Source organism: Patescibacteria group bacterium (genome assembly GCA_028707065.1).
GTDB lineage: Bacteria > Patescibacteriota > Patescibacteriia > Patescibacteriales > WJLG01 > JAQTUZ01.
Genome location: JAQTUZ010000006.1, coordinates 15066 through 39075, shown reverse-complemented (window position 1 = coordinate 39075; position 24010 = coordinate 15066). Strand labels below are relative to the sequence as shown.

Annotated in this window: 18 protein-coding genes and 4 pseudogenes; 21 read left to right on the top strand and 1 reads right to left on the bottom strand. The window is 42.7% G+C overall.

All coding sequences use genetic code 11. The features are described from left to right. Nucleotides 1-396: 396 nt before the first annotated feature. From PHE24_02920 to PHE24_02820, 21 genes and pseudogenes are all read left to right on the top strand, one after another. Nucleotides 397-696, top strand: a pseudogene (locus PHE24_02920) (PEP-utilizing enzyme). A 17-nt stretch (nt 697-713) separates the two neighbouring features. Further along, the gene (locus tag PHE24_02915; protein ID MDD4902063.1) at nt 714-2261 is read left to right on the top strand and encodes a PEP-utilizing enzyme; all 1548 of its coding nucleotides are present in this window, start codon (nt 714-716) and stop codon (nt 2259-2261) included. Between the two features lie 4 nt (nt 2262-2265). Continuing rightward, nucleotides 2266-3216 (top strand): PEP/pyruvate-binding domain-containing protein, encoded by a 951-nt coding sequence (locus tag PHE24_02910; GenBank protein MDD4902062.1) that lies wholly within the window; start codon nt 2266-2268, stop codon nt 3214-3216. Nucleotides 3217-3227: 11 nt separating this feature from the next. Beyond that, nucleotides 3228-4103 (top strand): hypothetical protein, encoded by an 876-nt coding sequence (locus PHE24_02905; GenBank protein ID MDD4902061.1) that lies wholly within the window; start codon nt 3228-3230, stop codon nt 4101-4103. A 3-nt stretch (nt 4104-4106) separates the two neighbouring features. Continuing rightward, complete coding sequence (locus PHE24_02900; protein MDD4902060.1) at nt 4107-5153, top strand: PEP-utilizing enzyme; 1047 nt, start codon at nt 4107-4109, stop codon at nt 5151-5153. A gap of 11 nt (nt 5154-5164) precedes the next feature. Further along, nucleotides 5165-6442: a PEP-utilizing enzyme gene (locus tag PHE24_02895; protein MDD4902059.1), complete on the top strand. Its 1278-nt coding sequence runs from the start codon at nt 5165-5167 to the stop codon at nt 6440-6442. Between the two features lie 853 nt (nt 6443-7295). Then, a pseudogene (locus PHE24_02890) lies at nt 7296-7520 on the top strand (PEP-utilizing enzyme). Between the two features lie 24 nt (nt 7521-7544). Next, entirely contained in the window at nt 7545-9050 is a 1506-nt protein-coding gene (locus tag PHE24_02885) for a PEP-utilizing enzyme (protein ID MDD4902058.1), read from the top strand. A gap of 785 nt (nt 9051-9835) precedes the next feature. Next, nucleotides 9836-10048: pseudogene (locus PHE24_02880) on the top strand (PEP-utilizing enzyme). A 164-nt stretch (nt 10049-10212) separates the two neighbouring features. Beyond that, entirely contained in the window at nt 10213-11292 is a 1080-nt protein-coding gene (locus PHE24_02875; protein MDD4902057.1) for a PLP-dependent transferase, read from the top strand. Nucleotides 11293-11413: 121 nt separating this feature from the next. Continuing rightward, nucleotides 11414-12289: a class I SAM-dependent methyltransferase gene (locus tag PHE24_02870; GenBank protein ID MDD4902056.1), complete on the top strand. Its 876-nt coding sequence runs from the start codon at nt 11414-11416 to the stop codon at nt 12287-12289. Between the two features lie 4 nt (nt 12290-12293). Beyond that, nucleotides 12294-13154: a class I SAM-dependent methyltransferase gene (locus PHE24_02865; GenBank protein MDD4902055.1), complete on the top strand. Its 861-nt coding sequence runs from the start codon at nt 12294-12296 to the stop codon at nt 13152-13154. A 17-nt stretch (nt 13155-13171) separates the two neighbouring features. After that, on the top strand, nt 13172-14530 hold the full coding sequence (locus tag PHE24_02860) for a PLP-dependent transferase (GenBank protein MDD4902054.1): 1359 nt from the start codon (nt 13172-13174) through the stop codon (nt 14528-14530). A gap of 5 nt (nt 14531-14535) precedes the next feature. Then, nucleotides 14536-15405 (top strand): class I SAM-dependent methyltransferase, encoded by an 870-nt coding sequence (locus tag PHE24_02855; GenBank protein MDD4902053.1) that lies wholly within the window; start codon nt 14536-14538, stop codon nt 15403-15405. A gap of 9 nt (nt 15406-15414) precedes the next feature. Continuing rightward, the gene (locus PHE24_02850; protein MDD4902052.1) at nt 15415-16272 is read left to right on the top strand and encodes a class I SAM-dependent methyltransferase; all 858 of its coding nucleotides are present in this window, start codon (nt 15415-15417) and stop codon (nt 16270-16272) included. Nucleotides 16273-16274: 2 nt separating this feature from the next. Continuing rightward, nucleotides 16275-17114, top strand: coding sequence for a hypothetical protein (locus tag PHE24_02845; GenBank protein MDD4902051.1), 840 nt, complete (start codon nt 16275-16277; stop codon nt 17112-17114). A gap of 11 nt (nt 17115-17125) precedes the next feature. Next, a complete protein-coding gene (locus PHE24_02840; protein MDD4902050.1) occupies nt 17126-18598 on the top strand; it encodes a PEP-utilizing enzyme in 1473 nt (490 codons plus the stop codon). A gap of 2 nt (nt 18599-18600) precedes the next feature. After that, nucleotides 18601-19674 (top strand): PEP-utilizing enzyme, encoded by a 1074-nt coding sequence (locus PHE24_02835; protein ID MDD4902049.1) that lies wholly within the window; start codon nt 18601-18603, stop codon nt 19672-19674. 1196 nt (nt 19675-20870) lie between these two features. Continuing rightward, nucleotides 20871-21149 (top strand): annotated as a pseudogene (locus tag PHE24_02830) (PEP-utilizing enzyme). A gap of 43 nt (nt 21150-21192) precedes the next feature. Continuing rightward, entirely contained in the window at nt 21193-22212 is a 1020-nt protein-coding gene (locus PHE24_02825) for a PEP-utilizing enzyme (GenBank protein MDD4902048.1), read from the top strand. 22 nt (nt 22213-22234) lie between these two features. Further along, nucleotides 22235-23125, top strand: coding sequence for a histidine phosphatase family protein (locus tag PHE24_02820; GenBank protein MDD4902047.1), 891 nt, complete (start codon nt 22235-22237; stop codon nt 23123-23125). An 80-nt stretch (nt 23126-23205) separates the two neighbouring features. Here PHE24_02820 and PHE24_02815 read toward each other — a convergent pair whose 3' ends face one another. After that, complete coding sequence (locus PHE24_02815; protein MDD4902046.1) at nt 23206-23802, bottom strand: histidine phosphatase family protein; 597 nt, start codon at nt 23800-23802, stop codon at nt 23206-23208. Between the last annotated feature and the right edge of the window lie 208 nt (nt 23803-24010).

Genomic DNA, 24010 nt, shown 5'->3' with positions numbered 1-24010 from the left:
CATTTGAAAAAAATCAGTCGGCAAAGGCAAGAGGCTTTAAAAAAATATCATTTTGGGGACAAAGTTAAATATTGGTTGGAAATATTCGATCAGTTCGCTTATTTGCATGATTTGCGCAAGGAAATGCAGGTGCGGACGGTTTTTGCCAATAATTTACTGTTGAACGAGGCAGCGCGAAGATGCAAGATTGAAAAAAATGGGCGCGAATTTTTCACGCATGAAGAAATAAAGAAAATACTGGCCGGCGGTCAGATTGATAAAAAAGAAATTGCCCGCCGCCTGAAAGCCGTGGCAGTGATTGCCGGCAAAAACGGCATTAAGTTAATTTCCGGAGACAAAGCGATCAAATTAAGAAAAAAAGAAATGGCCAACGCCGGCGGCGACATTCAAGAATTCAAAGGTACCGGCGCCACCAAGGGTAAAGTCACCGGCACGGTCAAGGTTTGCCAGGGCGCCCAAGAAGGATTTAAGAAAATAAAACCGGGCGATATTTTGGTCACCGGCATGACTTTGCCGGATTACGTGCCGATTATGAAAATTTCGCGCGCCATCATTACCGACGAGGGAGGTATCACTTGCCACGCGGCGATTATTTCCCGCGAGCTCGGCATTCCCTGCGTCGTCGGCACTAAGATCGCCACGCAAGTTTTACGTGACGGGATGACGGTGGAAGTCGATGCGGATAAGGGAATGATTAAAATTTTAAGTTGAAAATGAATATTAAAGAAATATTAAAAATTATCGAATTACATCAATGGAAAGAAGAGGAAACTCCGGCTGCCAATTGTTTTGTCGATCTTTTCAAAACCTGTTATTTAGAAACAAAAAAAGTTTATCAAAAAGAGATCTTTTCGGTTTGCGCTTATTATCTCGGTGATAATTATTTATTTGAATGGTCAAGAGAGGATGAAACCAGACAGACGCTTTCTTGGGTCGCGGAGAAATATAGAAATGATAAAAATTATTTCAAAGAAAAAGGAAGGAAGTTTGAGGAAGTTTCCTTAAACATTGAAAAAAAAATTCAAGAAACAAAATTAGCCGACCTATCCGTTTTCTCGAATATGCGTTTGGCGGCCCTGCTTGCAGAATTTAAGAAATTTGGCCGAAAGATGTTCGGCTACGCGATTATTACCGAGGCGTTGGATTTTTTATCTGAGAAAGACTATGCCGATAATTTAAAAAATATTCCAGCGAGCGAATTGCCGAAAGCTATCCATGCCTTAACCGCTTCGGAAAAGCTCGGTTTTATTGAACGGGAAAAACTACATCTTTTAAGCTTGGCTAAAATGGCGCTTAAGGATGCAAAATTAAAAAATGCGGTATTGAAAAAAAATCCGGCTGTTTTGATAAAATTTAAAAAGTTCAAGCAAGAGCTTGATAATCATGCTGATAGCTATTTTTGGATTCAAAATGGCTACAAAAAAGCCAACTATTTGAACGAGGATTATTTTTTGAATTCCCTTGCCGCGGAAATCGAAAAAAAGACCATTAAGCAGATAAACAAAGAGGAATATAGCTTAAAGAACCGGGAAATTTTGGCAAAAAAAAGCTTGCGGAATATTTATGCTAAATATGGAATGTCCGCCGAGTCGAAATTATTTTTTGTGATAATCAGAGATTTTTCCTTTTGGCAGGATAAGCGGAAAGAAAATATTTTGCGGCTGATCTATTGTATCGATCGGGTGCTTGGAGAAACGGCGAAAAGATTTAAAATTTCCCGAACTGATTTGTCTTTTTATTTTTTTACTGACCTAATCGGGCTTCTCGAAAGAAATAAGAAAATTTCCCCGAAGGAATTGGATAAAAGGAATAAAGTCCTTTTCTTTTCATATTTTGAAAAAGGTTTATTGAAAACAAAAGATATTTTCGGCCAAGAGGCTGACGAAATAAAGCGATCATTTAAAAAGCAGGGAGAAGAATTATTGCCTGCCGGCATAATTAAGGGATTTGTCGCTTCGGCGGGAAAATCAGGAAACGCCGTGAAGGGAAGGGTAAAAATCGTTCTTGATCCGGAAAATGATTTCTTGGCAGAAGGCGAAATTTTAGTGACCGGAATGACGAGGCCGGAATTCGTGCCGTTAATGAAGAAAGCGGGGGCAATTATCACTAATGAGGGCGGCATCACCACGCATGCGGCGATAATTTCCCGGGAGTTGAAAGTACCCTGTATTATCGGAACAAAAATCGCCACCGAAATTTTGCATGACGGCGATTTGATAGAGATGGATTTAAAAAATGGTTTAGTTAAAATAATCAAATAATTTTATGGCCAAAGAAAAATTTTGTAAGAATTTTAAAGAGTTGAATAAAAAGAATGTCGATATCGCCGGAGGCAAGGGTGCATCGCTGGGCGAGATGACCGGCGCGAAAATTCCGGTGCCGCCGGGATTTGTGGTTCTGGCGCCGGCCTTTGACCGCTTCTTGGAAGAGACGGATTTGTTTCAGGATATCGCGGCCAAATTAAAAAAGGTTAAATATGATGATGTAAATTCCGTTTCCAAGACTTCCGCGGAAATTAGTGATCTGATCATGGACGCGACAATGCCGGCCGACATCGTCAGAGAAATCAAGGCGGATTTTAAAAAGTTGGATGCCAAATTCGTGGCCGTGCGTTCTTCGGCTACGGCCGAGGATTCTTCGGTCGCATCCTGGGCAGGGGAATTGGAATCGTATTTGAATACGACCGAGAAAACTTTGTTGGATAACGTGAAAAGATGCTGGGCTTCACTTTTTACGCCGCGGGCGATTTTTTATCGCCAGGAAAAAGGTTTGGTTGATTCAAAAGTTTCCGTGGCCGTGGTCATTCAAAAAATGGTTGATTCGGAAATTTCCGGCATTGCCTTTACCGTTCATCCGGTGACGCAGGATAAAAACCAAATGATCATCGAGGCCGGTTTCGGCCTGGGCGAAGCGATCGTTTCCGGCTCGATCACGCCGGATAGCTATGTCTTGGGCAAAAAAGATTTATTTTTGATGGATGTGAATATCGCCCAACAGGAAAGAAAATTAGTCAAAGACTTGAAAAAGAGAATCAAATGGGTAAAAGTTTTGAAGCCGGCGCAGGAGAAACAAAAATTGACCAATAAAGAAATAATTGAACTGGCTAAAATTTGCCTGGGCATTGAAAAACATTATAATTTTCCCTGCGATATCGAATGGGCCTGTGAGAAAAAGAAATTTTATATTGTTCAGTCCCGGCCGATAACTACTTTATAAATTAGACAAATATGTTCAACGAAAAAAAATTAGACCAAGAACCGATTCTGGAAAAAGGAGCCAATGTCAGTATCACGGTTAAATTTATCCGTCACGGTGAACGAGACAAGGAAAGCAACTTAACTGATTACGGCCGGGAAGTAACCAGGGAGCGAGCCAGAGCCAGCGGCGTTGCTGAAGATGACTTTTCTGCAATTAAAGCGATTGGTTCAAATGCCGGCCCAAAAAACAAAGAAGGAATGGCCCGGTCTCTGGAGACCGCGCATCTCTATTCGCACGAAATCGCGGGTGAAGAAGCTTTCAATACCAGAAAGAGCGAGGCTTTAAATTTTGAAACGATAATCAGCGAGCGCCCTTATCACCACGTCGAAATTTATAATTCATTTTTGCCGGAAAATTTCAGCACTTTGCCGGATTTGGAAAAATCGGCGGCGGCCAAAAAAGCGCAAACTGGCGTCGTTAATTATTTACTCTCTTTAAAAGGGGAGAAGGCTGAAACGTATAAAAAGGAAGTGGCCGGCACCCACGCCTTTGTCTTGATGCATTATCTGGAGATGATGAAAAAAATAAATTCCGGATCAAAAATTTTAATCCCGGCCGGCACCCATGGCGGAACTATGGAATTACTGCTCCAGCAAGCGTTGGTTTATAAAGACGCTGGAAACGAAGAATATCTTGGTTTTGATAACTCGGAGCAAATCGGCGGAGAGTTCGATCCTTCCGAGGCTTATAATGTGCATCTTGAAAGTGATACTCGCGGCGCCTTGAAAGAATTATCTGTTGATTTTGACAATCCTGCCCGGCAAGAAATAAAAGACGCTCATTTGGACTTGGCGAAAGTCGAAGAATTGGCGGAATTTTATAAAAAACTTCACCAGCTGAAATAGTCTATGAGACAAAAAATAAAGAAATGGGAATTGTATCTTGCCCGGCCATTCACTCTTTTCGGCGCTTCTTTGTGGCGCGAATGGTATTATTCTAAATTGTACCTTCATACAGTTGGAGCAAATTTTAAGAATTGTTTAATGATCGAGCACCCCAAAGGAGTTGTAAGATATTATCGGCGCCGAGATGAACAAGCCAAGTTTTACCGGGCTCTAAATAATTTAGTTCTGAAAAATAAAAATAAACTGGAAAAGTTGCTGAAGCGCGGATTGGTTTTAAATACCAAGGCGGTCCGGGAAATTAAAAAGAATAATTTTAAGGATTTTAAATCGGCCGTCGATTTTATGATTGAGCTATCTTTGCTTTGCACGGTTTTGCCTTTTAAATCCGGCGACGCTCTAACCAATTCGACTAAGGACAAGAGAATTTTTGCTTTGGTCAGAAAGTTAAGAATGGTTTCTTATTATGAAAGGGTGATAAATAAAATCATCGTGCCTTTGGCGCTTAAAGAGCGCGAGTCGCTCGGTTTGAAAAACAGAGAGGAAATCAACTTTGTTACTCTGAACGAGATATTACAGAAAAAAAGAGTAAACTTGTCGAAAAGAGTTTCCGAATCAAAGAAGGGTAAGTTTTTCGTTTACCGAAATTTTAACGGTGCGGAAAGAATTTCCTGGGTTAAAGATCCGGGCAAAATCATCAGTAAAATAGAAGGAGCCAGTAAGTTGACTGATATCGTCAGAGGTAATTCCGCTTATGGCGGCTTTGCAAAAGGGACAGTGCGTTTAGTTTTAACCAACGAAATAAAATCCATTGTTTTTAATGAGGGAGATATTTTAGTGGCGACGAGCACTAGCCCGGAATTAATGGCCTTGATTAAAAAATGCGGGGCAATTATTACCGATGAAGGCGGAATCACCTGCCACGCCGCGATCATCGCCCGAGAACTGAAGAAGCCCTGCGTCATCGGCACGAAGATCGCCACCAAGGTTTTGCATGACGGCGACTTGGTGGAAGTCGATGCCGATCGAGGGGTAGTGAAAATAATCAAATAAGATAATTTTAAATGCAATTGAAATCGTTGAAAGAGGCTAGAAAAATTGAATGGGTGCATTGGCTGGAAAGGCCGTATGGCGCTTTTGTGGCCTCGTTTTTCTTGCCCGGGCCGACGAAGAAAAATTTTACCAGGGTTGGCCTAAAAGGCTTCGGTTATGAGGTCGGGCTTTATCAATTCCCCAACATATATTATTCCCGGAAAGCCAATGATCAGAATTTTGTCTATTTGAAAAAATTTTTGGCAAAAAGAAGCGTTTTTTACATCACTCGGCAATTAGAAAAAACCCACCGGAACAATAAAAAAGCAATCAGGGCTCTGGTAAAAAATAAAAAAATGAAGGCCAGGGAAAAAATGAGGAGAACTTTAGAGCTGATTAGAGCCTATTTTCCTTTTATTTGGCTTTCTATTCCTTTAGAAGAATATTGCCGCGAATTGGTAGCGGAAAAAGTGGAAAAATATTTTAAGGGCGATGAAAAATTTATCGGTGAAGCGAGTGCGCCGCGGAAAAAAAATGAATATGGAAAAATGCTTTCAGCTCTCCAGTCGGGAAAAAGTTTGGCGGCGGTAAGAAAAAAATACGCCTGGCTGAAAAGCCGGGATGGATTTTCCGATTTTTACAGCCTTAAGGATTTGGCCGAAATCAAGAGAAATTCTCCCCGAGCAGTCGCGGCCAAAGTAAAAATACCGGCCCGGTTCAAAAAAATATTTTCCGAAATTCAAGAATTGGTTTTTTTGCGCACTGACCGGACCGATAAGTTCTATGAAGCCCTTGGCTTGGCGCGGCCGATCTTTATGGAGCTGGCGGAATCGATCGGAGTTTCCTTTGAGGAATTGGCACACTATGATCTTGAATCGATTTTTGCCGGCGAGCCGCGCCGCTATCCTGAAAAATTCAGTTATTTTTATAGTCATGGTTCCCAAATAATTTCTAACCAGCCGATAGTATCTTTTGCCGAAAATTCCAGCGAGAACATCAAGGGCTTATCCGCCTTTAAAGGCGTGGTCAGAGGAGTCGTGAAAATCATCCGCCATCCCCGAGAATTGGGCAAGATCAAAAAAGGCGAGGTCTTGGTTTCACCCATGACTCTGCCGTCTTTTATTTCCGCGATGCAGAAAGCCTCGGCTTTTGTGACTGACGAGGGCGGCATAACCTGCCATGCGGCGATCATCGCCCGAGAACTGAAGAAGCCCTGCGTCATCGGCACGAAGATCGCCACCAAAGTTCTGCGTGACGGCGATCTGGTGGAAGTGGACGCGGACAAAGGGATCGTAAAAATTTTAAAATAAATTAATGAGTCAAAAAAACAGGATTGAATTTGAAAAAAGTATTTCACGCGATTGGTCGGTGCTATTTAGCGAATTGTGGCACCGCTCGTATACGACCGAATTCGAAAAACAATTCGGTTGGAGCTATACCGATGCAATTATTGAAGGAGAAAATAATGTGGTAACGGTTTATCATCCGCCGGTCGAACGCTACGTTTCGCTACGAGATTTTATTATTTCCAAGATTTCCGCTGACGACCAGTGGCTCATTAGAATTGTCGGCGAATTAAGATTGAAGGTTTCTGCATTATTGGATTGGTGTGAAAAGGTAAAAAAAGAAGGTTTGAGAAGTATGTCCGGCCAAGAACTTTTTCAACTAGTCAGTGATTTTTCTGGTAAGCTCGACGAAATCGGCCCGTCTTTCTCACTTGATCTCTCCTTTCCTTTTCAGATGGAAAATCATGCTGATGTCTCTAAATACGAGCAGTCGATAACGGCCGCAATTTCAGCTCGCCGAGAAGTTGAAAAAATGGCGCCGCTTGTCAATGATTTTTCGATTATGATCGGAGCGGAAGCTGTTAAGCGCGCTGGTTTTAAGGACGATTCTTTAAAAAAGTATTTATCTTTAGAAGAAATTCAGGCGATTTTTTCGGGGCGGAAAGCGGATGTAAAAATAATCAAACAAAGAAAAAATTATTTTTTAGTTTCCCGTGCCGGCTTAAGCTCGGAAAGAATAGATGATCTGGTTGCTAGAAAAGGATGGTCACTAAAAAAATATCAGGCAGAAGCCGCAGAGGAGATAAAAGGATCGATCGCTTGTGCCGGCAAAGCTAAAGGAAAAGTTAAAATAGTTTTATCAAACCTCGATTTTGGGAAAGTTGAAACGGGGGATGTTATTGTGTCTTCAATGACCACGCCCGATTATTTGCCGGTATTAAAGAAAGCCGTCGCCATTATCACCGATGAGGGCGGCATCACTTGCCATGCCGCCATTGTCTCTCGCGAGCTGAAAAAGCCCTGCGTCATCGGCACGAAGATCGCCACCAAAGTTCTGCGCGACGGCGATCTGGTGGAAGTGGACGCGGATAAGGGGATAGTGAAAATCATCAAATAATAAATATCTATGAGCCAGTATACTTTTAAAAAATCATTCGCAAGAATTAAAAATAAAACCGCCTTTTATAAAAAAAGCGCGCCTGGTTATTTGTTTGGTATGGCTTTGCAGGGTTTGGCCGTCGCTCACGGAGAAAAAGCCAGCCCCTATGCGATGCAGTACGGTTTTCATTTCCAAAACCATAATCGAGCGAACTATATCGATTGGTTCTGGGATAGAAATTTATTGTTGCAAAAAAGAAAGGATATTCTTAACGCAATTAAGAAAGATAATAAATTCAGCGCAAAATTTTACAAACTTTGGAATAAATCGCTGGCCGACTATCTTTCTGCCTGGAATGAGCTAGCTCAAGTTGATTTTAATAAATTGTCAGTCAAGGAGATCAGGAAAAGAACAGCTAATCTTTATCGGAAGATTATCGATAATGCCGTTTATGGATATGTGGTCGATGCTTTCCTGGATGATTCGGAAGAAGATTGGTTTGAAAAAATAATCAAGGATGAACTTGGGAAAAAGGCGACCAGCGAAGTGATCGCTAAATTGACTGCGCCGGTTTTCAATTCCTTCGTCAACGAATTTGAACTGGGAAAATTAAAAATTGCCCAAAAGATAATTGCTGGAAAAAATAAAAAATTAATCCTGGTCGATTGTAAAAAATTAGCAGCCAAATTTTTCTGGGCGCGCTCAAGCTATTTTTTGTATCAGAGAGTTTCCGTCGCCGATATCTACCGCGAAGTCCGGGAAGAATTAAAAAAACTCGGTAACAAAATCAATCAAAAAATTAAGGAAGAAAATGAACGTTATATCCATAATCGCCAGGTAAAACGAATCTTATTTAATAAATTAAAAATTTCACCGTTTTTACGCGGTTTGATAGAAACGTCGGAATTTTTTACGGATATTCAGGATAAAAGGAAAGGCGGAGTCCTGCGGAGTGATACGATTTTTTACGAAGCTCTGCAAGCCGTGGCCAAGAAAGAAAAACTTGACCGCAGCCTGATCTTTTGTATTACGCCAATGGAATTTTTGTCTGAAGAAAAATTTAAAAAAATTGATTGGTTGGAAATAAAACAACGCCGCGACAAGGGAGTGCTGGCGATTTATTGCAACGAAGATATTCATCTTATTCCTCGCTCCCGCTATGATAAAGATTTGCCGATAAATTATTATTTTCAAGAATTTCATAATTTGAAAGAGGTGCGCGGAGCAGCAGCTTATCGAGGTGTAGTACGGGGGATTGCTCGGGTGATTTTCAGTTTTTCTGAGGTTAAAAATTTTAAAGCCGGAGAAATTTTAGTCGTCAATCAGACAACCCCGGAATATGTGCCGCTAATGAAAAAGGCTGCCGCTTTTGTCACTGATCAAGGCGGAATAACTTGTCATGCGGCGATCATCGCCCGCGAAATGAAAAAACCCTGTATCATCGGCACGAAGATCGCCACCAAGGTTCTGCGCGACGGAGATCTGGTAGAAGTGGACGCGAACCAGGGAATTGTTAAGATCATAACCAAATGAAAACAATAAAACTTGCCAAAGAATTTTCCCGGGAGCGGCCATTGGTTTATTTTTGCATGTGGAATGAAAGCAATCGGCTGGGCTGCCAGAGATTTTTAGGACTCAAACTTAAACATACTCTTTTTTTGCGCCAAGGCGAGAAAACATCGGTTTTTTTCAATCAGCGTGAAACTGACGAAAGATATAATTTGATTCTCAGAGAGGCAAAGCAAGACAGAGGTTTTCTCAAAAAATTATCTAAAACACTGAAAGAGAATTGGCCCTATATGTTTCTTTATATTTCCGGAAAGAAAAAGCTGGCCAATGCGCGGCAAGCGAGAAAATATTATAGTGCTTTAACCCGCTGGTGGTCGGCGATGACTTTGATTTTTGATGCTCCTAATGTGGCAGGTCTGCCAGAGAAAGATAAAAATAAAGCGCTGGGATTAAGAGCAAAGTATGAAAAATATTCCAGCACAACTTCCCAGCCCTTGGCCGACGTTTGGAATAAGTTGAATCCGGGATGGGAAAAAATATTTCCCGTTGTGATGGTGGATGAAATCAAAAAACTTTCTTTGAATAGTTTAACCAAGATCAAAAAGCGCCTGGGCGGCTATGCTTTGTTTAATGGTAAATTGTATACGCCTGAGGAATTAAAAGTTAAATTAAGGGAAAATAAAATTACGCTGGAGAAAGAAACTGTCCAGCCGAGAAATAATATTAAAGGCACTATCGCTTGCTCTGGCTGGGCAAAGGGAAGGGCGAGGATCATCATCTCAAAAAAACAGTTCGCGAATTTTCAACCGGGCGAAATTCTAGTGGCCGAGATGACCGAGCCGTCTTTTGTCCCCATAATAAAAAAAGCCGCGGCAATCGTAACGGACGAGGGCGGAGTCACTTGCCACGCCGCGATCGTTTCCCGCGAGTTAGGAATTCCCTGTGTTATCGGAACGAAGATAGCCACCAAGGTTTTGCGCGACGGTGATCTGGTGGAAGTCGATGCTAATAAGGGAATAGTGAAAATTTTATAATATTTTTTACCTAAAATTAGATAAAACCGCTTACTTTGCAGGATTGAGCGGTTTTATTGACTTAATTCGATTTTTGTGATATAATTCAAAGTTACTGTAATTTATTCGTGATCATTAAACTATAAACAATAAAAAAAGAGAGGTGGTTTGTTATGGAAAATCTCGGAAAAAATCCGTGGCTCGGTATCGTCCGGCATCATGATTCGGTTAGCGAAATGCTACGGACCTGGGATGAAGGTCATTATTTGACCGGAAGCCCGGCGACGAGAATACTGGAACAATATTTGTCCGGCTATTACGGCGGAGCAGATACGCTGGTGGTCGACAAAGGCAGAAATGCAGTGCTCGCCACCGTGCTGGCGCTGACTTCAACCGGCGATCTGGTCGCGGTTTCGACCGAAATTTATCCCGGCACAAAAAATCTGTTCAAGGAGCTGGAGGCCAGAGGAATTTTGAAAGTCCTTTGGTTTGACCCGCTCACCACGGATATCTTTGCCATGATGCATTCGCTGACTGCGGAGGTTAAGATGTGCTTTGTGGAAACGATCGGCAATTCCAAAACCATGCCGGTTATTGACCCAGACACTTATACCGCGGATTGCCGCAATTACCTGGTCATTGATTCAACCTTCACCCCGCTTTGGGTTCCCGAGGAATACCAGTGGGAAAATCTCGTCTTAATCGGATCGCTCACCAAGTACGAGCAGCCCGAAGATGAAGCCGCCGGGGGCCGCATTTCCGCCAGCATTGCCACAATCGAAAAGATCGCCAAATTCCCGCTGTTTGCCAACTTCGCCATGTTACCTTCGACGGCCGAATATTATCTCGAGCATGTTGCGGAAACAAAGGCACGGTATGAGGCGCATTCCCTGGCTGCGGACGAACTGGCCCGAGCCTGTCTGAAACACCCGGCAATCAAGAGCGTTTATTATCCGACTTTGACGGATGACGGGGTTCTTGAAAAATGGTATGGCGGTTTGGGCGGCGGAGTCTTGTACATCGTTCCCAAAGGCGGCGAAGAAGCGGCGAAAAAAATCGCTGACGGGGTGGTCAACAAAGTCGATTGGACCATTGCGGTGAGTTTCGGCTCGAACGAGTGGCGAATCTGTCCCTTTGTCGGACCGCTTGCCAAATATGTCGATGAGCCTGGTTTGACCCGGATTTCGGTAGGCCGGCAAAGGAACAAGGCGAACACCGACACTTTGATGATCGCTTTGGATTCTCTCGATTAATAGTCAAGAGACATTGTTTTTCGGGGCCGTTGCGCAGTTTTACGCGACGGCCTTTTTATTTTGACTAAATTCATTTTTTTTGCTAAAATAACATTCTATCTTGGTAATAAAATATTTTTTTATGACTGATAGTAAGTTTAAAAAACATCGCGAAAAGTGGCAAACAATGTCTAAGCTTTGGCGCTTGCTTTCCTCTCCCGGCCGACCCAGCCGGGAAGATCTGAAAAATTACGATAAATTTCTTAAAATCGCCCTTCAAGGCAAGAAGAACGCGGTTATCGTTGTTTACGGTTCCACGCCGGAAATTCGGGACCTACTCTCGCGGTACAGCCAAAAACAAGGCGCGAAAGTATCATGTTTGGAAATGACCAAAGACATGTTTATTGCCATGACTTCAATGGTTAAGAAAAAAAATAACAGAGAAAAATTTGTCGAGGGAAATTGGATCGTGGCCGCCAAAGTGATCAAACCCGGCAGCGTTGATGTTTGCATCGGCGACTATCTTTTGGGTAATATCGGCGGCCATGAAAGCGAATTTTTTTCCCAAGCCAAAAAAATATTAAAATCAGACGGCTATTTTATCACCCGAAATCTTACTCGCGCCGAAAAGCAAGCGTCTCGGGGACCGGAGAAAGAATTGAAGAAACAGGCCAAGCGCGTGGCGCAAGGAAAATTAAGCGTGCGGGTAGCGGCGGGATTTTTTGCCAATAATCTTCTGTTAAATTCTTCTCTCACGAACGAAAAGGCGACGCTCTTAATTTATGACCAGGAAATCAGAGCTTTGCAAGATAAAATTTCGAGCTTAAGCAAGACAGAACAAAAAGTTTTCAGATATTTCTGCAAATCTTGGTGGATGGTCAAAGAGAAATTTTGGACTTATCTCGCTCAAAAGAAAGGCGAGAGAATGATGAAAAAATATTTTAAGATCAGGAAAATTCTTTATTCATCTGATTACGATTTCGCCGAGCATTCGCCGTTCTATTTATTAAGTAAATAATTCTATGGCAAAAGATCATATTTCTCTGGCTTGGAAAAACGTCGCAGCCTATTGGAAAAAAAATACCTGGCCGGCCCGGCCGGGCGCTGGTGATTTGGTTTTTTACCGCCAGGCCTTCGAGGAAAAATTAAAAGTCAAGGAAAAAATCAATGTTTTGGTGTTAGGCTCGACGCCGGAATTGCGCGATCTGGCCGGAGAATATGCCGGGCGCGTTTATTTGGTTTGCGCGGATATCAACCTGGAAATGTATCTGGCGATGAATTCGCTTTTAAGCCGTAAAATCCCGGGTGAAGTTTTTATTTTGTCAGATTGGGCGACTTTGCCTTTGGCTGACAATTTTTTTGATTTGATCATGGGCGATGGGGTTTTCAGCAATTCGCCGGACTTGGATAAATTCTTGCGCCGCGTTAGCGAACTTTTAAATAAAGATGGGATTTTCGTCACGCGTTTTTCCGTTGCCCCGGAAAAAATCATTAAACTCCCGGCGGACGAATTACTTGATTTGTTTATCGAATACAACGACGAAAAAGCTGAGGGTGTTTTATTCATGACGCTGCATTTTAATGCCGAATCCCGCTCGATGGCGGCGGCGCGAAAATATTTAGAGAAGTATTTTGATCCGCAACAGGATAAATATGTCCATCCGGCAAAAAAAGTGGCGCGATTATTGAACGGCCCGTTTCTGGGGAAAATGTTAAAAGATGACAAGGAATGGGGAATAATGGCGGAGAAAGGTTATCGGGAATTGATGGAAAAATATTTTCAGATCATTTCCCGCCAGCAAAACCCGGATTTGAAAAGCGCGCCTTATTTCAGTTTATATGAAGAATTCGTCATCCCGGTTTTTTCCTTGAAGAAAAAGTAATTTTTAATTTTAAATATATGTCGGAGAAAATTTCCACGCCGCATAGTCCGGAATCATGGAACGAAGAATTTGCCAAACATCGCGCCGGGCAAGGTGCTGATGTTTACGCGCGTTCCGGCTATGGAGAATTAAGAGAATTTGAAAAAGAGATCGCGGCGGAAACCGGGGCCGCTGACGCGGCGGTTTTTAATGCCGGCATGGCGGCGATCCATACCGCCATCGAGGCGGAAGAATTGCGGGCCGGTGAAGTAGTTTTAGCCAGTGATAAAGTTTATAGCGCTACCGCCGGTTTATTCGAAGACTTGAAAAAACGGGGCGTTAAAGTCGAGATCATCAAACCGGAAGATACGGCGGGAATCATCAAAAAAATCGAGGAGTTGCAGCCGAGCGCGATAATTTTGGAAAGCGTGGCCAATGCCAAAGAAATGAGAATGGCTGATCTGGGAAAAATAATTCCGGCCGCCGAAGCAGCGAATAAAAAATACCAAACTGAAAATACGCCCGCCGCGCTTTTGGACAAAAGATTGGCGACGGCAAAATTTTCGGACAAATACGCCGACCTGGGAGAAGAAGAAAAAAAAATCATTTTGGCGGCGATTAATGAATTTCAAGAGACCAGTAATTATTTTTGCTTGCGCGAAGCAGTAAGAAAAGTCGAAGGCAAAATCCCCGGGGAGAGAAAAGAAATCATCAAAGATCTGGCGGATATGGTTAAATACGTGGGCAACAATGAGCGCGACCGGTTAAACTTGATCATTGATAATACTTTGCCTTCCGCCAAACTTTATGACGCGCTGGGCGAGACCAAGGGCGAGATGGTCACTAATATGGTAGTCGTGGAAAGCGGCACCAAGCACTATCAATCCGGCGCTGATAAGATCACGATGGGTCTGGCCTATTCCAAAAATCCGGAGAAGATCAAGGCAATCAAGAAAGAAAGAACCAGATTGGGAACCTATTTGCAACCTTCCAGCTTAAAAGAAATTCCTCCCGATTCTTTGGCAATAATGAAAGAGCGGATGGATTTGCATGCCAAGAACGCTTTGGGTTTGGCCAAGGAATTGAACGATACCGGCAAAGCGATCGCTTATCATCCGAATTTGGCCGGACATCCGGACAAAGAATTGGCTGACAGTTTTGCGCCGCAAGGGATCGTTACGGTTTTTTATCTCGAATTGAAAGATATTTCGGCTGACGAATTTGCCCGCCGCGCTTTTGCCAATGCGCAAGGAAAAATCAAGATCGGCGTGGGTTTTGGCCATAATGAAACTTGGTTAACGCCTTTGTCGGAAAAAACCGTGCGCATCTCGGCCGGAATCGAAATTGGCGGCGAGGCCGAGACAGTGGCGGCGAGTTTGAAAAAAGCATTGGAATAAAAAATATGGCTAAACAAAAATTGATTTACAAAGAACCGTGGCAATTGATGGCCGAGCGCTGGGAAAAATATAACACTAACCCCGGCCGCCCCACCAAAGGCGATTTGGCGGCGTATAAAAAATTTATTAAACAAGCGGTCAGGGGAAAGAAGAAACCAAGAGCTTTGGTTATGGGCGCGACTCCGGAATTGCGCGACTTGCTTTATGAATTGAAATGCGAGGTAACCATTATTGACGCGATCGAGGTGATGGTCAAGGCAATGAACGGTTTAAGGAAATATAAAGAGGCCAAAGAAAAAATAGTGATCAGCGACTGGATTGATAATCCTTTAGCCGCTGGTTATTTCGACGTAATTGTCGGCGATATTGTTTTAGCCAATATCCCCAGAGAGAAACAAAATGATCTTTTGCGCGGCGTAGCCCGGATGCTTAAGCCGGGCGGTTATTTTGTGAGCCGTTTTTATGTTTTGCCTGATAAATATAAACCAATTACTATAGAAAAATTTTTGGAGGAATGTGAAAAAAATTTACCGAAACATGATAATTCGGCCATGGAAATGCTCTATGCTTCATATTTGATCATTCCCAACGCCAAGAATAAGCTGCTAAATATGGCAACCCTCAACAGGGGAATAAAAAAATATTGGCAAAAAAATAAATTCGTCCACCCTAATCCCAAGATGGAATATATTTTGAATTTTATGTGGGAAACCTGGAAACCGATGAAAAAAGCCTGGGTGGCCGATCTTGAAAAAGATGTCGCAAAATTAGTTTCCCGTTATTTTACTATCAAAGAAAAAGGTTTTTTTACTGACGTTTTTTGGCCGGAAGCGGCCAAGATCGTACCGATCTGGTCCTGCCAAGTTAAAAAATAATATTATTTTATGAAAACGCATTCTGAAATAAAAAAAGAAGAATGGAGGGACAAAACGGCCGATCAGAGGACGAAGAGCCGGAGCAAGTATATGGCCGCGCCTTCGGCCGGCCCGGGAATCTTAAAAAAATATGAGGAGCTTTTGGACCAAGCGCTTGCGGGCAAGAAAAATTTTCAAGCCTGCGTTTTTGGCGTTACCCCCGAGACGCGGGACATGGTCTTTAAAAGAGGCGGAGATTTGACCATGATCGATATCAGTCCGGATATGATAACCAAGACCGCGCCGTTGATGGAATATGCCAATAGCCCCAAGGAAAAGATCGTCGTCGGCGATTGGCTCCAAAGCGGCTTACCCGGCGATTCTTTTGATTTGATTCTCGGCGACGGCGTGGAAAATAACATCGCTTTCAAGGACCATGATAAATTTTTTGCCGAAATAAATAGGTTATTAAAGAAGGGTGGTTGTGTAATTTTGCGGGAAGTAATTTTTAACCCGCAAAGAGAGATTGAAAAAGTCGAAGAGATTGATCAGGGTTATGCCGCCGGCAATATTCATTGGTTTGACGCTTATATTGATTTGCGCCTCTATAGCGATATTTCCGCCAAGGCCAAGAGCGGCGAATTTGCTTATGAGATGGGTAAATTTTATGAAGAAATTGACGCGGCGCATCAACAAGGCCGGCTGGATGATAAGCTTTATAATGATCTGGGAAACCTGCGCGGGAAGATCAAACATACTTTTGTTTCCCGCCCGATCTTTGAAGAGATGTTTAAAAAATATTTTGAATTAATTGCGGTCGAAGGCACCAGTGACTTTAATTTTTCTAAAGACACGATGCTTTTTTTCTTCGGCCGGGCTAAAAAATAATTATGTCAAAAATTCAAGGCTGGAAAATAGCCGCCAAAAGAGGAAAAAAGAAAAACCGCATCCCGCCTTTCGCGCCCTCGGGAAATGAATTGGCGGTTTATCAGAAATATCTGGCTCGCGCGGCAAAAGATAGAACTTTGCCCAAGAGAGCTTTGACTTTGGGAGCAACGCCGGAATTAAGAGATGGCGCGATCGCGGCCGGTCTTGAGAGCGTGGCCGTTGACGTTAGCCGAACGATGATGAAAAAATTTTCAGGATTGATGGAGAAAAAAAATAACCCCTTGGACAAAAAGGTTATTGGCAATTGGCTGACCATGGATTTTCCCGCCAAAAGTTTTGGCGTAATCATGGGGGATGGAGCGTTAAATAATTTAGCCGCGAGAAGAGAAAACGAAAAGTTAATCAAAGTTTGTTCCAGCCTGCTGCCCGTGGGCGGTTATTTGGTGTTGCGCCAAGTTGTTTTTACGGCGAAGTTTAAAACTTATAAAAATGCCAAAATGGTCGTTGAAGATTTCCGTAAAAAGAAATTAAGCTGGGTTGATATGTATATGGAATTGAGATATTTGGTTTATAAAAAGCAAGTTTATAATAGCAAAACTTTCCAAAGCGATAACGCTAAGGCTTTTAAGATGATAGATGGTCTATGCCAGCAATCCGTTTTGAGCAAGAAGGAATATGACCGAATAAATTTGTTTCGCAACAAAGTTATCAATACGGTTTATCCGGAAAATAAGTTTATTAAGTTAGTTGAACGGCAAGGGTTTGAATTAGTTGAAAAATTTCATGACCGGCCGCATCGATTTTTCAAATATTTATATTTGATGGTTTTTAAGAGAGTCTAAACTCAAGTAAAATGAAAAGGAAGTTTAAATTTTCCGTAGTTAACCCGGAAGTTTGTCTTTGGCCGTTTTGCCTTTTGGGCGAAATGTTCGCTTTTAAATTAAAGAAGCTTTATCCCTGGGCCAAGACCGGCCAGATTCAGGAATTTGCCGATCGCACCAATCGGGTGGCGATTGACCCGGCCAGGTTTAATTTTATCGCGCCGGGGACCGTAAAAAAAGTTTTGGCTGATAGCGGATGGTCCGAAAGAGCCACCGCCGATATTTATATTCATTGCGCCGATTTGATAAAGTTTACCCAGGGAGTTTATCGGGCCGAGCTTGCTAAAAAAACCGATCGAGAGCTATTAAAACTATATTTAATCTATCGGAAAAAATACGTAACAACCTACGCTTACGGCTGGTTTCCTAATGCCCTGGAAGGAACAGAATATTATTTTACGAATTTATTAAAAAAATATTTAGCCGGAAAAATCAAAAATCACCAAGGCCGATTGGAAAATTATTTGAACATTCTTATCACTCCTATCAAGGATTCGGCCAGAGTTAAAGAAGAGATCGGGCTGTTGCGCCTGGGGCTTAAGGCAAAAGAAAAAGGAGTTAAATCGATCGAGCCGGAATTGAATCGGCACTATCAAAAATATTGTTATATCCCTTTCGGCTATGACGGCCCGGCTTGGGATAAAAAATATTTTTCCGGCCGATTAAACGGGATGCTTGGCGAGAATTTTGATTTTACCGCCCGACTGGAAGAGATGGAGCGGCAGAAAATCGAGCTTGAAGCCCAGCGCCATAAAATTATCAAAGAATTTGGATTGGATAAGGATAAAGATTATTATTTTTTATTTAATTTGGCCAGAGAAGTGATGTATGCCAAAGATTACCGCAAAGACGTTTTGTACCAATCTCATTATCATTTGGATAAGCTTATCCGCGAGATCGGCCGCCGGCTTTTGCTTACTCCGATCCAGGTTAAGCATATAATGCCCGATGAAATGAGGCGCGCGCTGGTGGAAAGGAAATATAGCGAAGGAGAATTGAATGAAAGGATCAAATATTCGGTAATATGGGTGGGCGATAAAAAATTAAAATTATACGTCGGCCAACCAGCCAAAGCTTTTGTAAAAAAATATGTGATGCCGGAAAAAAAGATTACGGGAGTCGGGGAATTCAAAGGCGAGTGCGCTTATCGCGGCAAGGTAAGAGGCATAGTTAAATTGGTCATCAACTCCGCCGATATGGCAAAAGTCGAAGACGGCGATATTTTGGTTTCACCGGCCACCAACCCCAATCTTTTGCCGGCCATGAAAAAATGCGGAGCGATCATCACCGACAAAGGCGGAATCACGGCTCATGCCGCGATCGTCTCCCGTGAACTGAAAAAGCCCTGCATTATCGGTACGAAAATCGCCACCAAAGTTCTGCGCGACGGCGATTTGGTGGAGGTCGACGCGGAGCGTGGCGTCGTCATCAAATTAAATAATTAAAGATGAATAAATATCTAAAAATCATTCAAGCTGCGGGATTGGTTCACGCCAGTTCCAGAAAACTGCCGCTATTTTCGGTTAGCTGCCTGTTTTTGGGCTACACCAAACTTCTTCAAGAAATGGCCGGCTATTCTTACGGAACGATCGGCAGTATCGGCGAAAGCAATCGGGTGAATTTTTTAATTAATGAAAATAAAGTGGGGAAATTATTCAACCGGAAGGTGAAAATTTCCGCTTTAGCCGGCTTAAATAATAAATTTAAAATCCGCTTCCGGAAAAATAAACTCGCCATTGTCAGGGAAAAGAGAAAAAAAGATTATTTTAAAACTCTGGAAATGATAACGAAGGTTTACCCGGAAGTTCTCTGCTCGATCGGCTTTTACAATTCGATCATGAGATATGTTAAAGATGATCCGGAGCGAGCGAAAAAAATGGGCAAGCTGGCCGATTCGATCGCCAAAGACAGGGACGCGGTCGCTAACCTTATTTATCCGGAAATTGAGCCGCTGATCATCAAAGGCGTTGATCAAATCGGAAAAGTTTTGAGTTTTGACGGAGATTTATTAAGATATTTAACCTTGAAAGAATTTCAAACATTCCTGAAAGCAAAAAAATTGTCGCGAATAAAATTAGCGGAGTTGGCGAAAAGGAGATCAGGGTATGTTTATTTGTTTTATAATAATGAGGATATGTCGGGAAGTGACCAAAGAGATATTGCCGTTCTGCGCCGGCATTTTTGGCCTGACAATTTTAAGGTTAATCTTATCAAAGGCACGACTGCTTATCCCGGAAAAGTCAGGGGCCGGGTCTATAAATCTTTTCATGGCGTCAAAAGCGTCAAGCCGGGACAGATTTTGGTGACCAATATCACCCGGCCGCAAGACACTCCGCTGTTGCGGAAATTTTTGGCGATAATTACCGATGAAGGCGGGATTTTGTCCCACGTCGCGGTCATTGCCCGGGAATTTAAAATTCCGGCGGTGATGAGCACCAAAATCGCCACCAAAGTTTTGCGCGACGGCGACCTGGTGGAAGTCGATGCGGATAAGGGGGTTGTAAAAATAATCAAATCATAAAATATATGAAGTACGTTAAGGGGTTGATCAAGAGAAAATTGAAAAAATGGCAGGGCAAAGAATGGTACCATCAGCGGTTCGACGGCTCGCCGTATTTTATGTATTTCATCGGCGCGGCCGAGATCGATACGCACACCAAGAGAAAAATGGGCGGCGATTTTACCGTTCATTATTGTTTTTTCGATCAGGGCAAGGCTGACTGGTATATTGAAATGGAAGATATCAAAAAAGTCTATACCTCGATCATCAAAGCAGCCAAGAAAAATCCCAATTTAAGCGCCGATTTCATCAAGCTCTGGAAAAAAGATGAAGATTTGTTTGATGACAAATGTTTAGCGGTTGAAAAAACTAATCTGAAAAAATTAAGCGATCAAGAATTGATCAAGCTGCATGACGATTTTGCGCAAATTTCCTATAATCGTTTCAGCTCCAGTTCTTTGATCGACGGTTTTGCTTTGGGCACCGATCAATTGATCGCCGACCAGATCAGGAAAATTTATGATAAATCTAAAATAAAAGATAGAGAAAGGTTCACTGAAGTTTTTTCCGCGCTGACGGCGCCGACGCATCTCTCTTTTATCAATGAGGCCGAGGTCGAGTTGATGAAGATGGCTTGGCAGATAAAAAAATACCGGAAAAATGCCGGTGAATTATTAAAGGCATATCAGAAAAAGTATTTTTGGACCCGAAATAATTACGTTGATTCCTATGTCTTAAGCGTCAATCATTTTAAGCAGGAGGTCGAGAAATTATTAGCGGCTAAACTAGATTTAAGCCAGGAAATTAAACGGATCGAAGAATTGCCCGCGAAAAACAAGAAAAACAAAAGCCGGCTGATGAAAATTTTAAAAATAAAAGGCGAGTTGAAAGATTTATTGAAAATTTCCGAGGATTTCACTTATTGGCAGGATGAGCGCAAAAAATCAACTTATTGGACGATTCATTATTTCAGTTTGATCTTGGCGGAGATTTGCCGCCGCATCGACATTTCTTTGGCGGATATAAAATATTTTACTCCGCCGGAGCTTTCACGAATTTTTCAAGCTAAACCTAATAAGAAATTTTTAAAGGCCAGAGAAAAGAACAGCGTGATTTATTTTGATAAAGAAGGGTTTGAAATATTGAGCGGTCGGGAAGCCGATCAGGTGAAGAAAGTGATCTTGGGTAGTATCAAGCTGACGGCGGTCGATGATTTCCGCGGCTTGTCCGCCTCCACCGGCAAAGCAACTGGCCCGGTAAAAATATTGAAAAGCGCCAAAGAGATTGGCAAAATAAATAAGGGAGATATATTGGTTGCCGTAATGACCCGGCCCGATTATATTCCGGCGATGAAAAAGGCCGCGGCGATCGTCACTGACGAAGGCGGAGTAACTTGCCATGCGGCAATCGTTTCCCGCGAGCTGGGGATTCCCTGCATCATCGGCACGAAGATCGCTACCAAAGTTTTGCATGATGGCGACCAAGTCGAAGTGAATGCTAATCATGGCTGGGTAAGGATAATTAAAAGAACATAGAATTATGAAAAAAATACATTTTGAAAAAAGTTTAACGCGCGATTCGGCTTTGGTTACGCAGCAAGGCTGGTATGAGGCATTGGCTAAGGCGCCGCGGAAATTTTTGGGTATTAAAAAACCGATTAATCCGCCGATGTTTGATTATATTAATGATGGGGCGGTGGAGATTTGGGAAAGTCCCGAAGCGCTGAAAGAGGCGACTGACAAATTGCTTGCCATCAATAAAAAAGATAAGAATTTTTTAGTGGGCTTTATTAAGCGGCATCAAAAAAATTTAAAATATTTTGAAAAACAATGGCAAAAATCGGCGTTGAAGAGTTCCGCGGCGTTGAAAAGCTATGTAGATAGATTTTTTGAAGATGTTTTGGTTTTTACAATTTATTATTTATCGGCCGTGGACGAGCGGACGCCGAAAAATTTACGAAAGCTGGCTTTAGCGGTGCGTGAAACCGACGTTTATTTCGAAAAAAGCGATCGATTGATCCGGAATAGCTTGATCTATTTGCATCCGGAATTAAAAGGCTATGAAAATTTGATTTTGCGCCGGGAGATTTCAAAACCGCCCTCGCTTAAAAAATTAGCGCGGCGGCGCAAGAATATGGTCGTGGTCGGAGAAAAATATGCCGCGCTGATCAGCTTGAAAGAATTTGCCCGAAAGAATAAAAATTATATTATTAAAATCGATAAAGTTGATAAGAATCTGAAAATCATCAAGGGCCAAACCGGTTTTGGCGGCAATGTCAGGGGTGTGGTCAGAATTTTAAGAAGAAAGGATCAGATTAATGAATTTAAAAAAGGCGAAGTTATCGTTTCTTTCATGACTACGCCGGATTTTGTTCCGGCCATGAAGCTGGCCGCCGCCTTTGTCACCGATGAAGGAGGGGTTACCTGCCACGCGGCCATCATTGCCCGGGAAATGAAAAAGCCCTGCGTCATCGGCACCAAGATCGCCACGAAAGTTTTGCGCGACGGGGACGTGGTTATTGTTGATGCTAATCGGGGGATTGTGGAAATAATAAAATAGTTATAATTTTAATAGTAAATTTATGTTCAAACAAAACGGCGAAGGAATCAATTTTGAAGGAGAAAGGCAGGTCGAGACCAGAGTAGTTTTAGAAATTATGCGCCATAGCATTAAGGAAAAAGCTCCGGAAAAACCGGATGCGGAAATCAGGTTATCGCAAGCGGGCCGGGATTTGGCGAATCTGAAAGGCGAAAGGCTGCAAGCCCAGCCCGAAGTGTCTTTGGCTTGGGGAAGTTCACGGAAGAGAACTCATGAAACTGCTCTGCGCTCGATGCTTCCCGAGCATATCAACCCTTATCAGTCTTTGGAGGAAATAGAAGCGATGATCGCCCAAGAGCAGAAATATGGGAAAAAAGTTATTGTCGATGATCGGTTAAATTTTGATTTAAGCGGACCAGCCGGCGTGGAGGCGATGGATGCTTTTAAGAAAGGGGAGTATTTGGAAAATATCTTTGAAAAAAGTGATCAGCGCGCGCTGGAACTAGGGGACAAGACATCCTCGACTTATTTGCGTCAAGCCGGTAATGTTGCCGAAATTATCGACCGCTACGCCCAAGTCGGAAATAATTTTAATCGGCTTGCCGCGCGAACCGATAAGTATGAAAAATTCGGGAATCAGCTGGAAAGATATCTTGCTACTCACCAGGGCATTTTTGAATGTTTTGTCGCCAAAGTCTTGGAGAAAAAATTCGGCGTGGAGAAAAGAAGAGAATTCCAAAAAGGTCTGGGCAACGGCTCCAAGGAAACGGAAAGCATCCGCGTCGAGATAATCAATCGCGGACCGGAGCAAAAAATAATCGTTAATTATAAAATAGGGGACAGGCAGGAAAGCGTCGAGCTGGACCGGAATTTAATCGAGGAGATAATCAAGGAGCGGCAAGAGTTTGATGAAAAATTTTCCAATAAGGAATAGATTGTAAAAAAAGGTTTTATAAAAAAATGAGCCCGGCTTCCTAAGAAGTCGGGCTCTGGTGTGTTTGCTTGTGCGTCGTGTTAGGCGACGGCGGGGATGATGAAGGTGGCGTTAGTGATAATGCCGTTCTCTACCTCATATGCGATTGCTGATCCCATCTGCATCAGAGAGGGAAAGTCGCTGAGTTGATGCTCAGGGATTGCGAACTCTGCATAAGAGCCGTGGCTGAAGGCCAGAATAACTGGGTCGATGGCCGGATCTGCGCTTGCCGCGTATTCAATGATCGCTTGGGCGATTTGTTTCCTTGCAACACGCGTGTATTCGCTGATTTCCAGCGCTTCCTTCATTGTCCCGCCGGCAGTCTTGATCGCTTCACATTCAGCCAGATACGGATCCATTTGGCTTTTGAAAACGGTCTCAAAAGGAACTTCGAAATGAAAGAGGGGATTGAGGGAAATGGTTGGGTTCCAGAATCCCATCGCTATTGCCGCGATAGCCGAGCACTGTCTGGTTCTGTTCGCGCCGCTGTATGCGATTTTTCCTATGCGACCGTAACGTCTTTCCAGAAGCTCTGCCAGGCCATAAATCTGCATTGCGCCCTTCGCTGTTAGCGAATCCTTTTTGTCTCCGGTTCCCTTTTCTCCATGACGCGCAACAATTACTATTCGCTTGGACATAACGGCCGCCTTTCAATGAGGTGAAGTGTGTATTTGTGATTGAAAAAACAACGTTTTTATGCGAATGTAAATTTATATTGTTTTAATGAGCAGTTCATTAATAATAGCATAAATAAGTCAATATGTCAATAGTAGCGGAAGGCCGGTTTTATTAATTAATTTAGCGTTGATGCGAAAATTTTTTTTCTATGATAGAATAAAATTATTA

Coding starts and splice junctions, on each gene's coding strand:
- PHE24_02860 (MDD4902054.1), top strand. CDS start 13,172: ATGTCGGAGAAAATTTCCACGCCGCATAGTCCGGAATCATGGAACGAA.
- PHE24_02915 (MDD4902063.1), top strand. CDS start 714: ATGAATATTAAAGAAATATTAAAAATTATCGAATTACATCAATGGAAA.
- PHE24_02835 (MDD4902049.1), top strand. CDS start 18,601: ATGAATAAATATCTAAAAATCATTCAAGCTGCGGGATTGGTTCACGCC.
- PHE24_02900 (MDD4902060.1), top strand. CDS start 4,107: ATGAGACAAAAAATAAAGAAATGGGAATTGTATCTTGCCCGGCCATTC.
- PHE24_02910 (MDD4902062.1), top strand. CDS start 2,266: ATGGCCAAAGAAAAATTTTGTAAGAATTTTAAAGAGTTGAATAAAAAG.
- PHE24_02840 (MDD4902050.1), top strand. CDS start 17,126: ATGAAAAGGAAGTTTAAATTTTCCGTAGTTAACCCGGAAGTTTGTCTT.
- PHE24_02865 (MDD4902055.1), top strand. CDS start 12,294: ATGGCAAAAGATCATATTTCTCTGGCTTGGAAAAACGTCGCAGCCTAT.
- PHE24_02895 (MDD4902059.1), top strand. CDS start 5,165: ATGCAATTGAAATCGTTGAAAGAGGCTAGAAAAATTGAATGGGTGCAT.
- PHE24_02845 (MDD4902051.1), top strand. CDS start 16,275: ATGTCAAAAATTCAAGGCTGGAAAATAGCCGCCAAAAGAGGAAAAAAG.
- PHE24_02825 (MDD4902048.1), top strand. CDS start 21,193: ATGAAAAAAATACATTTTGAAAAAAGTTTAACGCGCGATTCGGCTTTG.
- PHE24_02820 (MDD4902047.1), top strand. CDS start 22,235: ATGTTCAAACAAAACGGCGAAGGAATCAATTTTGAAGGAGAAAGGCAG.
- PHE24_02885 (MDD4902058.1), top strand. CDS start 7,545: ATGAGCCAGTATACTTTTAAAAAATCATTCGCAAGAATTAAAAATAAA.
- PHE24_02850 (MDD4902052.1), top strand. CDS start 15,415: ATGAAAACGCATTCTGAAATAAAAAAAGAAGAATGGAGGGACAAAACG.
- PHE24_02905 (MDD4902061.1), top strand. CDS start 3,228: ATGTTCAACGAAAAAAAATTAGACCAAGAACCGATTCTGGAAAAAGGA.
- PHE24_02870 (MDD4902056.1), top strand. CDS start 11,414: ATGACTGATAGTAAGTTTAAAAAACATCGCGAAAAGTGGCAAACAATG.
- PHE24_02855 (MDD4902053.1), top strand. CDS start 14,536: ATGGCTAAACAAAAATTGATTTACAAAGAACCGTGGCAATTGATGGCC.
- PHE24_02875 (MDD4902057.1), top strand. CDS start 10,213: ATGGAAAATCTCGGAAAAAATCCGTGGCTCGGTATCGTCCGGCATCAT.
- PHE24_02815 (MDD4902046.1), bottom strand. CDS start 23,802: ATGTCCAAGCGAATAGTAATTGTTGCGCGTCATGGAGAAAAGGGAACC.